Origin of the sequence: Enterococcus caccae ATCC BAA-1240 (genome assembly GCF_000407145.1) — a bacterium.
GTDB classification, from domain to species: domain Bacteria; phylum Bacillota; class Bacilli; order Lactobacillales; family Enterococcaceae; genus Enterococcus_L; species Enterococcus_L caccae.
Genome location: NZ_KE136473.1, coordinates 34852 through 50330, shown reverse-complemented (window position 1 = coordinate 50330; position 15479 = coordinate 34852). Strand labels below are relative to the sequence as shown.

The 15479-nt window shown below is 36.2% G+C and carries 10 protein-coding genes and 1 other annotated feature; of the genes, 3 read left to right on the top strand and 7 right to left on the bottom strand.

Annotation, left to right across the window (positions count from 1 at the left end; translation table 11 throughout):
• Positions 1-434 precede the first annotated feature (434 nt).
• The 7 genes from I580_RS05800 to I580_RS05770 all read right to left on the bottom strand — a co-directional run bounded on the left by I580_RS05800 (position 435) and on the right by I580_RS05770 (position 12653).
• Positions 435-758, bottom strand: a complete 324-nt coding sequence (locus tag I580_RS05800; RefSeq protein ID WP_010771022.1) for an EF2685/EF0750 family sortase-dependent surface protein — start codon at positions 756-758, stop codon at positions 435-437.
• A gap of 23 nt (positions 759-781) precedes the next feature.
• The gene (locus I580_RS05795; RefSeq protein ID WP_010771021.1) at positions 782-1438 is read right to left on the bottom strand and encodes a hypothetical protein; all 657 of its coding nucleotides are present in this window, start codon (positions 1436-1438) and stop codon (positions 782-784) included.
• 63 nt (positions 1439-1501) lie between these two features.
• Positions 1502-2032: a hypothetical protein gene (locus tag I580_RS05790; protein ID WP_010771020.1), complete on the bottom strand. Its 531-nt coding sequence runs from the start codon at positions 2030-2032 to the stop codon at positions 1502-1504.
• A gap of 10 nt (positions 2033-2042) precedes the next feature.
• Positions 2043-4694 carry a fibronectin type III domain-containing protein gene (locus I580_RS05785; RefSeq protein ID WP_010771019.1) on the bottom strand — a complete coding sequence of 884 codons (2652 nt, stop codon included), beginning with the start codon at positions 4692-4694 and terminating at the stop codon, positions 2043-2045.
• Between the two features lie 400 nt (positions 4695-5094).
• Positions 5095-6696: a ribosomal protection-like ABC-F family protein gene (gene abc-f, locus I580_RS05780; RefSeq protein WP_010771018.1), complete on the bottom strand. Its 1602-nt coding sequence runs from the start codon at positions 6694-6696 to the stop codon at positions 5095-5097.
• A 590-nt stretch (positions 6697-7286) separates the two neighbouring features.
• Positions 7287-9800, bottom strand: coding sequence for a leucine--tRNA ligase (gene leuS / locus I580_RS05775; RefSeq protein ID WP_010771017.1), 2514 nt, complete (start codon positions 9798-9800; stop codon positions 7287-7289).
• A gap of 495 nt (positions 9801-10295) precedes the next feature.
• Positions 10296-10522 (bottom strand) — a binding site (T-box leader).
• Between the two features lie 49 nt (positions 10523-10571).
• Positions 10572-12653: a LysM peptidoglycan-binding domain-containing protein gene (locus I580_RS05770; RefSeq protein WP_010771016.1), complete on the bottom strand. Its 2082-nt coding sequence runs from the start codon at positions 12651-12653 to the stop codon at positions 10572-10574.
• Between the two features lie 294 nt (positions 12654-12947).
• Between I580_RS05770 and I580_RS05765 the strand changes: the two genes are divergently transcribed.
• The 3 genes from I580_RS05765 to I580_RS05755 all read left to right on the top strand — a co-directional run bounded on the left by I580_RS05765 (position 12948) and on the right by I580_RS05755 (position 15468).
• Positions 12948-13604: a DUF1700 domain-containing protein gene (locus tag I580_RS05765; RefSeq protein ID WP_034860127.1), complete on the top strand. Its 657-nt coding sequence runs from the start codon at positions 12948-12950 to the stop codon at positions 13602-13604.
• Position 13605: 1 nt separating this feature from the next.
• Positions 13606-14637, top strand: coding sequence for a DUF4097 family beta strand repeat-containing protein (locus tag I580_RS05760; protein ID WP_010771014.1), 1032 nt, complete (start codon positions 13606-13608; stop codon positions 14635-14637).
• A 180-nt stretch (positions 14638-14817) separates the two neighbouring features.
• Complete coding sequence (locus I580_RS05755; RefSeq protein ID WP_010771013.1) at positions 14818-15468, top strand: phosphatase PAP2 family protein; 651 nt, start codon at positions 14818-14820, stop codon at positions 15466-15468.
• Positions 15469-15479: the final 11 nt, after the last annotated feature.

Genomic DNA, 15479 nt, shown 5'->3' with positions numbered 1-15479 from the left:
CTAGACATATAAAAGCTGAAAAAGCTCGTTTAGTCTCGTAGAAAAATAGGATAAATTGATTGAGACGCTTTTTGTCTCAGTCCATTTTTATCTTTTTTCCTAGAGACTAGCTTTTGATGCTAGACATATAAAAGCTGAAAAAGCTCGTTCAGTCTCATAGAAAAATAAGAAAAACCATAATATAGCAATCACGATAAAGAAGCCTTTATCATCTTTGCTATATTATGGTTATGCCTGAAAAATCAGTAACAATTCCATTAACTACGATTAATATATCACGGAAAGAAAACGCTGTCAATTTCTTTTTTATTCGTTTTTACTTTTTTCAATTAACCTTTTCTAGTATTATTTCTATCATTTTTACCACTTATAGAATCATAACTCTTAGATAAACATAAAAAGCAGAAGTTTGATCCTCTGCTTTAAGCTTATCATTATGGATAGTTTTTTCTATGTGCTTTCCATCTACTGAGAAGTAAATAAATCAATAGTAATACGAAGCCAATCGGAGCGATTGTTTCGATAAGACTACCAGTATTTGGAAATTTTCTTAGTTCTATATGTGCTTGTTTTGGTTGTGCTAACTGTGTATCTAGTTCTTGCTCGTGTTTTTTTGGCGGTTGCGGGTTGGTTTTATTCCCGCCTATTTGTCCATTTACCTCTATTTCAGCAGTGGAAGCATAAACAGAAGCTTGGAACAAACTAATACAGCCTGCCATAAGAATGATCGTAATGATGTGACAACTAAATTTCTTCATTGTTTATCACAGCCTTTATTTGATTATGGTGTTACACCAAGTGTTGTACCATCTTTTTGGATCGATGTGAATTTCAATGTTAGTGTGTAGTTTTCTGTTGCTGCATTTTCATTAACGTCAGTTGGTAAACTAGCCGTTGTCGTACCAGTATAATTGAATTTTGCAGAATTTGCATAAGCCGAAGCAGCATCCGTAGCGATATTCAGACGTCCATCTTTATTGGCTAAACGCATCCAAACAGGTGCACTTGTCAAATCAACTAAAGCATTGCTTTCAATCAAATTAGTCGCAGCAGGTGTCGCAACTAAACCATTGCCTTTTGCATTGATTGTTAAGGTATCAACATACTTAGGTGTTCCTTCCATTTTATTCAATGTCACAGCAACACCACGACCTGAATTATTCACGATACTATAATCAGCAGACTCAATGTTTTTGTGGGCACTTGCAGTTGTTGTATGGAAAGCTGTCGCTGTATCAACAGTCACGTTGATCCATTCATCAGACCCTTCTGGGATATTCGTATCTGGATCTGTATTATCTAGCTTACCAATCGTTCCGTTGATAATGACATCGACTGAATTTTCTCCATCGATTGTTTCAGCTAAGACTAGTTGTGTTCCCCCTGATACGCTTAGACCGAGCATCATTGCAGCAAGTAAAAAGTTAGTTGTTTTCATATTGTCTCTCCTTCTATGTGTAAGATGATTTATTTTCAACAGAAAATCTGTTAAATAACGATATTAGTTGTTGATACGGATTGTAATTCCAGCTTGAACTTGTCCACGCTTTTTGTTTGTTTTTGAATCATAAATATCAAACGTGGCTGTCGCTGGATGATCTCCTTGAGCAAGTTTTTTCTCTAATTTTGCTCCATTTATTTCATATCCCGGCTGAATTGCACCAGAGGAATAAACTTGTTCATTATTGCTGTCTAAACGAATCACTACATTGATGGGATAGCCGTTTTCGACTGGATTTTGAATATACAGACTGCCTTCACTGTCGCCATTTTCAAATACGGCCTCTGATTTAATGACCATATTGAACTTACTAGCATCCACAGCTTTTTGCTCAGCCGCTTTCACTTCTTTGTCACTCATTTTTTTAGCGCCTTTTGTATCGGGTAAATAATCGCCAGAAACGACTTGGACAGGTTCTGTTTTAGTTGAAAAATAATAATATAAGCCGCCTGCTGATACAGCTACCAAAAACAATAACAGTAAAATCAGCAGTCGTTTCTTGTTCTTCTTTTCTTCGTTTGTTTTATCCATAGAATTCCTCTCATTCTTCATTTTTTTCAACTTTGAATGTCACTTTGTAGGTTGGAAATACCGCTTGCTTTGTCGGATTAAAGTACTTGCCCTGTAGGCTCAAACTTTTTTCTTCATTCACGTTTAAAACACCGATCGATAAAGGGTTTTTGGACAATTCACTTGTTAAAAATAGTGGTGCTGCTTGGTTGTTGTCTACCAGCATTTGCAATGCTAGTTCATCTTGTCCAGATTTTCCTGACAAACTATCTAACAATTGCAGTTGATTCGCCGCGGCGTTTTCTTTCGTTAGGTTTGTTATCGATAGTTTTGTTGGGGTATTTCCTTTGTTTACGACTTGGTATTCACCAGAAGATACTTCGCCTTCTTTTGAGGTGCCCAGGTCTTTATTTTGAGTCTGAAAAGCCATTTCAATAGGAACTTCTACTTTGATAATTTCTGTCACTGTTTGAAATTCAGTTAAAGGATTCATTGCTAAAACAACTTCTTCTCCAGATACTCCAGTAACTCTCACACGCACATAATAAGTAACGTCTCCATCAAGACCTTTTAATTTCGTTGAAAATTTCTGATTCTTATTGCCTGTCAAAGTCGCAATTTGTGATTTTGTTGCATCAGCTGGAAAGTCTTTACTCTTGCTGTATTCCACTTTGACTTGCTGATAATTCCCACCATAATAAGCAATTTGATCAGGAAGAGCTGCCGCTTCCCCATTTGTAAAGTCTGTCCATTTTCCTGTATCACTTGCCAACTCACCGTTGATGATTGCTGACGTCGTTGTCACATCTGCCGTGATATTTTTTAGCTGAGGCTTTGTAGTGAAACTAGTTGCATCGGAAAAATTACTTTCTCCTGCTTGGTTGATGACAACCATTTGCGCCCAATAAGTGGTATTGGGATTTAAATCATTTACCTTTACTTTATAGGTTGAATCAAGCACTGTGTTTTCTTGTCCATCAAAATTGTTCAAGGTCACAATATGCTTGGCTCTTCTTAGATCATTGGTATCACCTTTATCAGTAAATAAGAAAAATTTAACTTCTGATGCTGGACTCCCATTATTAACCGATGAACCATCTAGAGAAACGGATGTATCTGTTTCCTCCGTAGCACGCAATCCTAACTGATCTGGCACATCCATAAATTCACTAAAGACAAGTTTCTGCGAATTTTTCAAGGCTAGAATTTCTTGAGCGGAGAATGAATCTGGTGTACCTGCAATATTCGTAAAATTTGTTCCTTGTATACTTAAATCGGATGCTTTCTTAAATATTTCTTGCGTTGGTGTGCTATTTGTTTTACTAGAAAAGGTTTCAATTTTTTGTAAATAGTTGCTCGTAAATGACAAGTTATTTATACCATTCGCACCGTTTAGACCAATAGTACCCAGACTAGTTCCAGAAAATGAGACTTGTTTTGCTTTGTTCATACTGATTGCAAATGTACTAGAAGCTGCGGTTGTGAAAATTGCACCACTCGCAACATCTATTGAAACATCTACATTTTCTGCAATCGTCAGTCCACCTTTAGCTGAGTAAAGATTGATTGGTGAAGGGAGTTTGAAATCAACTTGAGCGTTTTCTTGAAAATCAAATAGTACTGGTTGGGTTTGAGAAGAAGCAAAAAATTGATTTCTTGTACCACCTGTAGCAAGACTTACTTTATCCAAATTAAAAACTGCATTTTTCTCAACGATATAACTTGGCGCCAAAGTACCATATGTCATATTACTGTTCGTTTGGATATCAAGTTGTGCATTTTCTCTAACTACAATTTGAGATTTTCCTGCATAAGGATTCGCTGAAGAACTGCTCGTTGACCAAATAAATGCACTGGTTTGATTGGAAGAATGTTTAATCGAAGTATGACCACTTTGAATTTCTACGTAATTGATTTCTGCCCATTCCTGGGAATATGTACTCGTACCTCTTTGATCGATCGTGTTTTGCCCTCGCATAATGACCGAACCGTTTATGTTATAAATCATTTGACCATTTGTTGAATAGTAATCGACACCATCAAAGATAAATGTCATATTAGCGGCGGAGCCTCCAGATAAAAAGCCATAATACCCCACTGCACCAGAGCCATCACTATTACCAAACTGAGTATTCCGAATCTCGATTACAGCATTTGCCTGATTTGCATAAAAACCCCTAGTAGCTGAAGCTCCTTTATTATACGTAATAATGTGATTTGCACCATCAATAATCATGCTGTCTTTTAGTTGATAACCAGCAGTTCCTAAGTCGATATTATTGGTTAAACGAAATTTTAGCTTTTGACTATCTTTTAAATATTCAGTTAAAGTAACTGCTGAATCCACTAGCCAGAAGCCGTCTGCATCTTGTAACGCGTCTGCTCTTAGCATGTTTTTACTATTTATTTCAGAATCATTTCCATCAATCGAATTTTTCATATCATTACTATCCGTTATTTTTTCATTTTCTATTGATTCTTCTTCCTCAGTCGATTCTTGGCTAGATGAAGAATCACTGACAGTTGATTCTGATGAATCTGACGATTCGTTTTCTTTGGTTGACTCCGTTGTTACAGAAGGTTCTTCAACTGATGATTCAATTTCTATAGCATAGGACCAATCAATCGGAAAAATTATTAAAATGATAAAGCTGATAAAAATCAAGTGAATATTTTTTTTCATGACCGACCTCCTCTACTATTTTATATAAATTATAACAATAATATATCTTTCTCCTATTATTGTATTGCACTTCGAATTTAATATCAATTTAATAACGATAGTTTTTTTAAATTTATATAATTATTTTATCGTTATTACCGATTATTTTTGAAATTATATATGTTTCATCATAGTTCAAGCCTTTTTGATCACCAATTCACAATTGTTAAGTTTTTTTAAATATTCTAACATTATTTTTAATTTTTGATGATTTTTCTGTTTGTGTTGATGAAACTAAATTAAGTGAGTGGAACATAACTCCTTGAGTTACGCCCTACTCACTTGTAATCTGAATAAACGGCGGGAGCAGATGAAACTACTAAACTTCCGTTCCAACCTCTTGCCTTTTTTTAAATTTTATTTATTTAGAAGTGAGGATCTCTAAGTAAGTTCCTATTTCCTTCCTGATTTTCTGTTGGTCAACGATTAAAAATGTATCAAACATTTTTTGTAAAAAGAAACGGTCATGTGAAACAACAAGCAGTGTTCCGTTGAACTCTTCCAGTATTTCTTCAATCTCTTCTCTCGTTTCGATATCTAAATGATTGGTCGGTTCGTCAAGCACTAAAAAATTGACCTTATTGTGCATTAGTTTTGCTAATTCTAAACGAATTTTTTCACCACCACTTAAGAATCGAACTTGCTTCATGACATCATCACTGTAAAAGGAATACTTTGCTAAAACTCGTCGACTTTCTTGTTCAACAAGACTGCACGCTTGATTGAATTCTTGTAAAATCGTCAGATTAGGATTTTCATACTGAATAACTTGAGGTAAGTAACCGATATGAAGATTCGTCCCACGCTTGATCTCGCCACTATCTAGCGCTTCTAATTCTAAAGCCAATTTTAACAATGTACTTTTCCCTGCGCCATTTTCTCCTATGATCGCAGAATGATCTTTCCAAAATAGAGAAAATACCGCTTTATCAAATAGTTTTCGTCCAGCATAACTTTTACTGACTTCTTTAAATTGAAGTACTTCTTTACCCGATCGGTCTGTTTCTTTAAATTTTTTACCTATTTTAGTTGTGTCTTCTTTAGGCTTAGGAACTTTTTGGATTTTTTCTAATCGTTTTTCAAGTTCCTTCGCTTTTTTGAAAAATTTTTCGTTATCGCCTTCGTGTCCCCATTGCCTAAAGCGACGGATAGCTAATTTTATTTTTTTGATCTCTTTTTGCTGCTCAGAAAAATCTTTTCTCAATTTTTCAAGATACTCTTCTTTTTGTTTTTTATACGCAGAATAATTTCCTTTGTATTCCAGTAAACGTCCATCTTCTAATTCTATGATTTTTTCTACCGTATGGTCTAAAAATAACCGATCATGAGAAACAATCAAATACGCCATTTTCTCACGAGTTAAATACCCTTCCAACCAAGTGATTCTTTTCGCATCCAGATGATTGGTCGGCTCATCCAGTAATACAAGATCATTTTTTTGCAGTAAAATTCTTGCCAATGCAACGATCGTCTGTTCACCACCGCTTAATTCTGAAAGTTTTTTTGGTAATAAATGAGCGATCATTAAGCCATTCGTGATCATTTCCAATTGATTTTCCATTTCATAGCCGCCAGCCTGCTGGAATTCCTCTTGTTTTTGACCGTAGCGAGTTAAGATTTTTTCTAGGTCACATTCTTGTACTGCCATTTGTTCTTCTAAATAGGTTAATTGTTTTTGAATGTCATTCAATAATGTAAAGGTTTCTAATAAATAAGTCTTTACATTCTGCTCACTTGCTTCTGGTATTTGTGCTAGATAGCCGATCCGACTATTTTTTTTACAGCTGATCGTTCCTGAATCAATGCTTTCTGCTCCTGTAATAATTTTTAAAATCGTTGATTTACCTGATCCATTTGTGCCGATCAAGCCAATTTTTTCGCCTGCGTTTATTTGTAGATTTAATTCTTCAAAAAGTGGTACTGTCCCGTAATTTTTGGTGATTTTTTGTAATTGTACTAACATCTTCTTCCTCTTTCTGCCATTCAGACAGATGAACACAAATGATGATTATCTTTTTTAGACTAGTAAAGCTATTTTTAGCGTACACAAAAAAGCTGAACAACATTCTCTGTTCAACCTTCATTATCTACTATTAACTACAAATTCCTCACTGTTCGATCGTTGACAGTTTTGGCTTGATCCAACTGTGATCATCTTGTTATTTTATGACTGATCATTTTTAAGTAAATAAGTCTGAATGGTCTGTTTTATTCAATTGATTATCCCTTTTTGGACACACTTGTCCCTTGAGATAAAAAATTGGAAATAATAACATGACAAAAAGCTAGGTACGCTATTATATATGAAATACTTGCTGTTATTTTTGGCATGTTGACCATTGTACTTATTCACCACCTTCGTCATTTCTTAGTTGTATTGTAGCATGATGTTTTAAATTGTGCAAAGTGGGTTTTATGCTTTTCTGATGCTTTGGGTGAAGTTTGGCTGGATGATTCTTTAAATGAAATAGTAACTGAAGTAGGGACAGGAACATTCAAACTTCTTATTTTTTGAAGTTAAATGCCTCTGTCCCTGACTCATTACTAAATTATTTAATTCGCTACAATATTCACCAATTTATCTGGAACAACAATAACTTTTCGCACTGTTTTTCCTTCAATAAATGATTGGATTTCTTCTGTTGCTAATGCTTTTTCTTCTAATTCTTCTTTACTCAAACCTCGAGCAATACTTAGTTTTGCTCGAACTTTTCCATTCACTTGGAACACAACTTCGACCTCATCTTCGATTAGTGCAGCCTCATCATATGTTGGCCAAGGCGCATTCGTCAAACTGTCTTCATTTCCTAGAATTGACCATAGCTCTTCACCGATATGTGGCGCAATTGGTGCTAGTAATTGAACAAATCCTTCAATGTACTCATACGGCAAAACATCAACTTTATTGGCTTCATTCACAAAGACCATCAACTGAGAAATCGCTGTGTTAAAGTGTAAGTTTTCCATATCCTCTGTCGCTTTTTTCACTGTTTGATTATAGACTTTAGTTAAGCGGCCATCATTTACAGTTGTGATGCGATCACGCATTTTATTATTTTCATCTACGATCAAACGCCATACACGATCTAAGAACTTACGACTTCCTTCAAGTCCATTTTCACTCCAAGCAATTGATGCATCAAGTGGACCCATGAACATTTCATACATTCTTAGTGTATCTGCGCCGTATTTTTCAACAACATCATCAGGATTTACAACATTTTTCAATGATTTACTCATTTTAGCTGGTGCTTCTTCAAGTTTTTCCCCTGTTTCGCTGTTTACCCATACACCATCTCGTTTTTCCACCATATTTGTAGGAACTAGTACTCCACGGCTATCGCGGAAGCTTTGACCTAAAATCATTCCTTGATTATACAGTTTTTGATACGGCTCTTTAGTTGGCACAACACCGATGTCATACAAAAATTTATGCCAGAAACGTGCGTATAGCAAGTGAAGTACTGCATGTTCTGCTCCGCCAATGTAGATATCTACAGGCAACCAACGTTCTAATTTTTCATAGTTGGCAAGTTCATTTTTGTTGTGTGGATCAATATAGCGTAAATGATACCACGAACTACCTGCCCATTGTGGCATTGTATTTGTTTCACGTTTGCCTTTTTTACCTGTTTCAGGATCAACTACATTGATCCACTCAGTAATATTCGCAAGTGGGGATTCTCCTGTACCGCTTGGTTTGATATCGTCTGTTTTCGGTAATCTCAATGGTAATTCAGATTCTGGAACTGTTGTTGTTGTACCATCTTCCCAATGGATCACAGGGATTGGTTCACCCCAATAGCGTTGACGAGAAAATAGCCAATCACGCAAGCGATAAGTGACTTCTTTTTTACCACAGCCATTTTCTTCTAACCACTGGTACATTTTTTCATTTGCTTCATCTTTTGTTAGACCATCTAGAAACCCAGAATTGATATGGAGACCATCCCCAGTGTAGGCTTCTTTCGTGATATCTCCGCCTTCAATAACTTGAATCATTTTGATGCCAAACTTATCAGCAAATGCGTAGTCTCTTTCATCGTGAGCTGGAACAGCCATGACAGCGCCTGTTCCATAACTTCCTAGAACGTAATCTGCGATCCATATTGGGATTTCATTGCCGTTCACCGGATTGATCGCATATGCCCCTGTAAAAGCCCCTGTTTTGGTTTTAGATAAATCTGTACGATCTAAATCAGATTTTTTGCTTACTTCTTTTTGATAAGCTATTACTGCTGCTTTTTGCTCTGGTGTTGTAATCTCATCAACTATTTTTAACTCAGGCGCAACGACTAAATAACTAGCACCAAATAAAGTATCTGCACGCGTTGTGAAAACGGTGATTATATCATTACTTCCCTTAACTTTGAAATCAACATTAGCACCTTCAGAACGTCCAATCCAATTTCGTTGCATATCTTTGATGTTTTCAGGCCAGTCAACTAACTCTAAATCATCCAGTAAACGATCTGCGTATGCTGTGATTTTAAGCATCCATTGACGCATTGGTTTTCTAACAACGTCATAGCCGCCTCGTTCACTTTTTCCATCAATAACTTCTTCATTTGAGATTACTGTTCCTAATTCTGGCACCCAGTTTACTGCAACTTCCGCTTCATAAGCTAGACCATGTTCGTATAATTTTGTAAAAATCCACTGTGTCCATTTATAATATTCTGGATCTGTCGTGTTGATTTCACGATTCCAATCATAACTAAATCCTAATGAATTGATTTGACGTTTAAAAGTTTCAATATTTTTTTTCGTAAAATCAGCAGGATCGTTTCCTGTATCCAATGCATATTGTTCGGCTGGTAATCCAAATGCATCCCACCCCATTGGATGTAGAACACTGTATCCTTGACTTCTTTTCATTCGAGATAAAATATCTGTTGCTGTATATCCTTCTGGATGACCTACATGAAGCCCTTGTCCTGATGGATATGGGAACATATCTAACGCATAAAATTTTTCTTTATTCGGATCATCATGTGTCGTAAAGCTGTTATGCTTCGCCCAATATTTTTGCCATTTTTTCTCGATTTGCTTGTGGTCGTAACTCACGTTTTTTCTCCTCCTATTTAGGTAACTTTTTAATAATGATTTTTGATGGCGATTTATTCACCTATTTCTCAGGATCGTTTTCCACACTTTTTATAGTGTTTACTTGGTTGTCATTCACTAGAACGATAACTTCTCTTCCGGTGCTCGCCAAGTATTGTTCATCATCTACTCTGGCATAGCCAATTAGAGTTCTCTAATTCTAATACTTTGTTCTTACAAATTCATACAACCAAAACAAAAGATAATGATTCCTTAGTATGGTAACTTCTCTCCCGATGGTCGCCAAGTATTGTTCATCATCTACTCTGGCATAGCCAATTAGAGTTCTCTAATTCTAATACTTTGCTCTTACAAATTCATACAATCAAAGCAAAAGATAATGATTCCTTAGTATGGTAACTTCTCTCCCGATGGTCGCCAAGTATTGTTCATCATCTACTCTGGCATAGCCAATCGTAGTGATTCACAACAAAAACGTCCTACAGGAAAAAGTTCCTATAGGACGTGTGATTTGACAACGTGGTACCACCTAAATTCACTTGTATATATACAAGCCTCAGCGTTGTAACGACCGCCGCCGATTTTACTTAGTAAAGTGAATACATCTAACTTGTTCAGTAAAATAACTCAAAGGCGAGTTCGAAAGCTTCTGTACGTATTTTCACCAACCATACGCTCTCTAAAACATGGTTCTTTCTACTATTCCTCTTCACTGTTTCTATATCTCTATGTGCTATTATACTACCAAATATCTTAGCCAAGTTCAATCTTTTATTTGACTTTCAATTTTTGACCAATATAAATGATATCACTAGATAATCCGTTCAATTGTTTGATTCTTTGAACGCTTGTTCCATATTTCTGCGCAAGTCCCCAGAGTGTATCTCCACTTTTTACGGTGTGAGATCCTGATGTTTGATTATTCCCTTGATTACCAGATGGACTTGACGAGTTCCCTTGACCTTTTTTTACAATCAATTTTTGACCTGGATAAATGATATCTCCATTTAAGTTATTCCATTGACGTAAGTTCGCAACACTTACTCCGTTTGCATTAGCAATGGCCCATAACGAATCACCAGCTTTGACTGTATAATTACTATTGTTCGTACCAGTATTGTTAGCGCCACCTGTGTTACCAGTTGACCCACCGTTGTTCCCGCCAGTACTACCTCCACCGGTATTTCCAGAACCTTTTTTTACAATCAGTTTTTGGCCTGGGTAAATGATATCTCCATTTAAGTTATTCCATTGACGTAGATTAGCGATACTTACACCATTTGCATTAGCAATGACCCATAATGAATCGCCTGATTTGACTGTGTAATAGGAGTTCGAACCTGTATTACCTGATCCACCTGTATTTCCAGTTGAACCACCTGTGTTGCCTCCAGTGCTTCCTCCGCCTGTATTACCAGAACTCTTCTTCACAATTAATTTTTGGCCAGGATAAATGATATCTCCGTTTAAATTATTCCATTGACGTAAATTGGCAATACTTACACCATTTGCGTTAGAAATAGCCCATAATGAATCACCTGATTTGACTGTGTAATACGTATTAGATGTACCTGTATTGCCTGATCCACCTGTATTTCCAGTTGAACCACCGTTGTTCCCACCAGTACTACCTCCACCAGCATTTCCAGAACCCTTTTTCACAATCAGTTTTTGTCCTACGTAAATGACATCACTAGAAAGATTGTTCCAGCTCTTGATGTTCGCGATTGATGTTCCATATTGCGCAGATAACGCCCATAAGCTATCACCAGCTTTTACCGTGTGGGTCACATTTTGATTACCGGTCTCACCCGTATTCCCTCCAGCGTTACCATTATTACCCGTATTGCCTTCTCCGGTATTGCCACCTGTATTTCCACTGTTGCCACCACCTGATGATGGCGTATCGTATTGGGTTAAATTGTATGTTGTAATAATATTGTTCAGTTTTGTATTATAGCTAGGATCTGTTGCATAACGCCCTGTTAACCAAGCGGTTGCATCTTTGTATGAATTCGTATTGCTTTTCCAAGCACCAGAATAGTAATAAACTCCAGCTTGAAAGGAAGTATTTCTCAAGACATATGCATTGTCACTGAATGATTCAGAATAAGAAGGATATTTTCGAAAAGCTGCATTTACTTGAATCCACTGTCCATTGATTACTTCCCATGTTTTCATTGTAACAGATTGCCCTTGATAGCTTCCCTTGATACCAAATAAATTATGGTTTGGTGCGGCCGATAGCGTACTTCTTCCCCAATCACTTTCAAGGATTGCTTGAGCCATCATTACAGATGCATATAAATCATTTGCAGCCGCTACAGAACGAGCATGTCCAGAAATTTCAGCGATAAACGCACTTGGACTAATACTTCTAGACTGCGCAGAAAATGCTGAACGCATCGCAAGATTTGGTGTGTCTGGTACTTCTGGTTTCTCTGTTTCAGTTGTTGATGAATCCGTTGTTGACTCTGTAGTTTCAGTTGTCTCAGTACTTTCTGTTGTTTCTGATGTATTTAATTCTGATGATTCTTGTGTTTCCGAAGTCTCTTCACTTGAAGATTCAGGCGTTGTCGTCTCCGTTTCTGATGTCATCGAATCGTTAGTGTCAGTTGTCGTTTGTTTTTGAACGGCTTCTGTATGTGTAATTGTATCTGAGTAACTTACTTGTGCACTTGAACTTTGGTCTTCTGCCGCTTCAGCTATCTTTGGTGCGGCAATCGGTGCGGCAATTGAGGAAACAACAATTGCAGAGCTAAGCACAGTTGTTCCTTTTTTTAACTGATCGTAAGCAAGCTTGTTCTGTTCGGCTTTCCTCCGCTCTTTTCTTGATGTTGTGTACTTCTTCATAATATATCCTCCGAATTTTCTAAAAAAAGTATTCTTTGAATTATAGTATACCCTTTTTTCAAAGAAAATAGAAATATTTTTTAATTTTTTCTTTCTTTAATTTACAATTAGAATTTCGAGGGATTTCTTCTTACTTTTCCCATAATTCTTTTATTATTTTTGATGACTAGGTCTCAAGTCCGATACCTCTCTTTACCTTAGGCTGATTTTTTGATTATGCACTTGTTATTCCTTCAAAAAAAAATTATAGTGGAGAAGAAGTAGCAGGAATGTAAAATGAAATGGGGGAAAACGATGAATAAAGAACACTTTTTGATCGAATTGAAAATCTATTTAAAACCTCTAACTAACCAACAGCAAGTATTTATTTTAAATAAATATGAAACAATTTTTGAGGAGCGCTCAGCTGCTGGAGAAACAGAGGAACAAATTGCAAAAAGCTTAGGCAAACCTAGAGGAATCGCTGAAGAGATTTTACAAGAGTTTGATATCAGTGTTCCTGAAAAAAAACTGGAACGAGATGGCTGGCAAGAAATTCAGCCGATTGTAAATAACGATTATTACTATGAAGACATACCAGAACATCCTTATGATGATACTTATCGCACCTATGAACGTCCACACCATAATGGCTTTACCCGATTCTGTCAGATAGCAGGTATCCTTTTATTTAACTTTCTTTTTATGTTTTGGATGATTTTTGCTTCTATTATGCTCTTATTTTCTGGGTGGTTAACTGCTGTCCTTTTCTTATTTTCACCAATTTTAGGAGGCATCTCAATTTTTGCTGGTTTTAATGATGGAACGATGTTCCAATTGTTCCTAAGTATATTCCTTTCTGGTGCTGGAATAATCGGTCTATTGATTCTGACGCCACTAACAAAATTTTTTGGGAAAGTATTGAGACGTTACCTACAATGGACTATTCGTGTTTTAAGAGGAGAGATTTAGTATGAAGAAGACAACTGCTTTTTTTCTAACCATCGGAGTTTTAGCCATGATCATTGGCGGAATTGGCAGTGCTGTTTATTTCAGACGCGCTGAACATTCCATGACAGATATGAAAACTCAAACTTATGAGATAAAAAACAAGCAAAGTACAAAAGAAATACACCTTGACCTTTCAGGTAACGCTGAATTTTATATTTTAACTGAAAACTCAAATAAAGTAACAATGAATACTCGAAGTTCTGTGCCCGTTTCACTAAATAGTTCTTTAGATGTTAAAGAGAAAAATGATCAACTATCCATTTCGGTAAATAGTAATAAGAAAAAGATGGAATTAGATGGTTTAAAATTCGATATTTTCGATAGAGGTTCTGCTGTAACACTAACAATTCCGGAAGATACTGAACGCTTGGTCATAGATGGAAAAGCAGATGGGACGATCAACCTTTCGACTGTAACAACAAAAGATTTAGCTATCACAATGAACAATGCAGATATTAGTGTCAGTGATGTCAATACAGAAAAATTAGCAATCAAAACTACTAACGGAGATCTTAACACCCATACGGATGTTCGAACAGATGAAGCAACGTTTCAAACGACAAATGGTGAAATTCAAGTAAATGATTTTGTTGCTTCTAAATGGTCTGCGCTAAGTAGCTCTGGTGATATTTCTTTAACTAGAGTCAAAGGGATTGGTAACATAGAAACAACCAATGGTGAAATCCAAGCAACTGACCTTAAAGGTACAGCAAAAGTGAAAAGTGTCACTGGAGATTTCTCGCTATATGGAACAGAGCTCCCTAAAGAATTACAAGTTGAGACACAGCAAGGGAGCATTGATTTGCATACAGAAGAAATTTTATATGATGTAATAATCAAAACTAAAACTAAGTTAGGTGATAGTACTATTTTCGGTAAAGAACGAACTTCTTACAAACGAGGAAAAGAAACAAAATCCTTCGCATTACAAACAAATTCTGGTGATATTTCTGTTGAAGGACCATCGGATTATGAGGATGAAGAAGACAACTAATTTTCTTTTGCTTTCAAAAAGGTCGGGACGAGTTGTTTCTGCTCCCCCGTTTATTCGGATTCCTTGTGGCTAGGAATGACTCATAGAGTTATTTCCTAGCCACTTTTTTTTAGATTCTAAGATGTGTTCTTCATTATTTGATGTTATAATGAGTTTTATCTAATTTGGAAAGGATTTTTCATGAAGAATAAATTATACTATCAATTTGCTGGCAGCTGTTTTTTAGTTGTCTTTATGTTTTTAGGATATGTCGTTCGTTTTTATCCAGACTGGTTGCACGGATTTGATCAAGCAATCACTGCATTTGTAAGAACTCCTTATCCTTCAGCCAATCAGTTTTTCATTTGGTATACAAAGTTTGCTGATCCTTTGACTGTTGGGATTCTCACTTTGGCGATTGCCTTTATTCTATTTAGAGGAAAATATTATGCTGAGATGCTTTGGCTTTTAATCAACACAGGTTTGATTGCCGGTATAGCAAACCCATTGATTAAGTTAGTATTTATGCGTCCACGTCCAACATTGAATCATTTAGTCACAGAACATAGTTACAGCTTTCCTAGTGGTCATTCTACTGGAAGTGTACTATTATACGGAACGATCATTTTGCTTTTACCACAATTTATTAAACAAAAAAATCTTTGTCTACTTTTACAAGTTATCTTAGGTTTTGGGATTTTACTGATTGGTATCAGTCGGATTTATGCTGGGGTCCATTTCCCAAGTGATGTTTTAGGCGGATTCTGTTTTGGTTTAGCTTGGTTATTGATGACCTATCCAATTTATTTAGAAAAACGTTTTATCTGGCGTTTTAGAAGTAAACAACAATAGAAAGAAGAATG

Coding starts and splice junctions, on each gene's coding strand:
- I580_RS05800 (WP_010771022.1), bottom strand. CDS start 758: ATGAAGAAATTTAGTTGTCACATCATTACGATCATTCTTATGGCAGGC.
- I580_RS05795 (WP_010771021.1), bottom strand. CDS start 1,438: ATGAAAACAACTAACTTTTTACTTGCTGCAATGATGCTCGGTCTAAGC.
- I580_RS05790 (WP_010771020.1), bottom strand. CDS start 2,032: ATGGATAAAACAAACGAAGAAAAGAAGAACAAGAAACGACTGCTGATT.
- I580_RS05785 (WP_010771019.1), bottom strand. CDS start 4,694: ATGAAAAAAAATATTCACTTGATTTTTATCAGCTTTATCATTTTAATA.
- abc-f (WP_010771018.1), bottom strand. CDS start 6,696: ATGTTAGTACAATTACAAAAAATCACCAAAAATTACGGGACAGTACCA.
- I580_RS05770 (WP_010771016.1), bottom strand. CDS start 12,653: ATGAAGAAGTACACAACATCAAGAAAAGAGCGGAGGAAAGCCGAACAG.
- I580_RS05765 (WP_034860127.1), top strand. CDS start 12,948: ATGAATAAAGAACACTTTTTGATCGAATTGAAAATCTATTTAAAACCT.
- I580_RS05760 (WP_010771014.1), top strand. CDS start 13,606: ATGAAGAAGACAACTGCTTTTTTTCTAACCATCGGAGTTTTAGCCATG.
- I580_RS05755 (WP_010771013.1), top strand. CDS start 14,818: ATGAAGAATAAATTATACTATCAATTTGCTGGCAGCTGTTTTTTAGTT.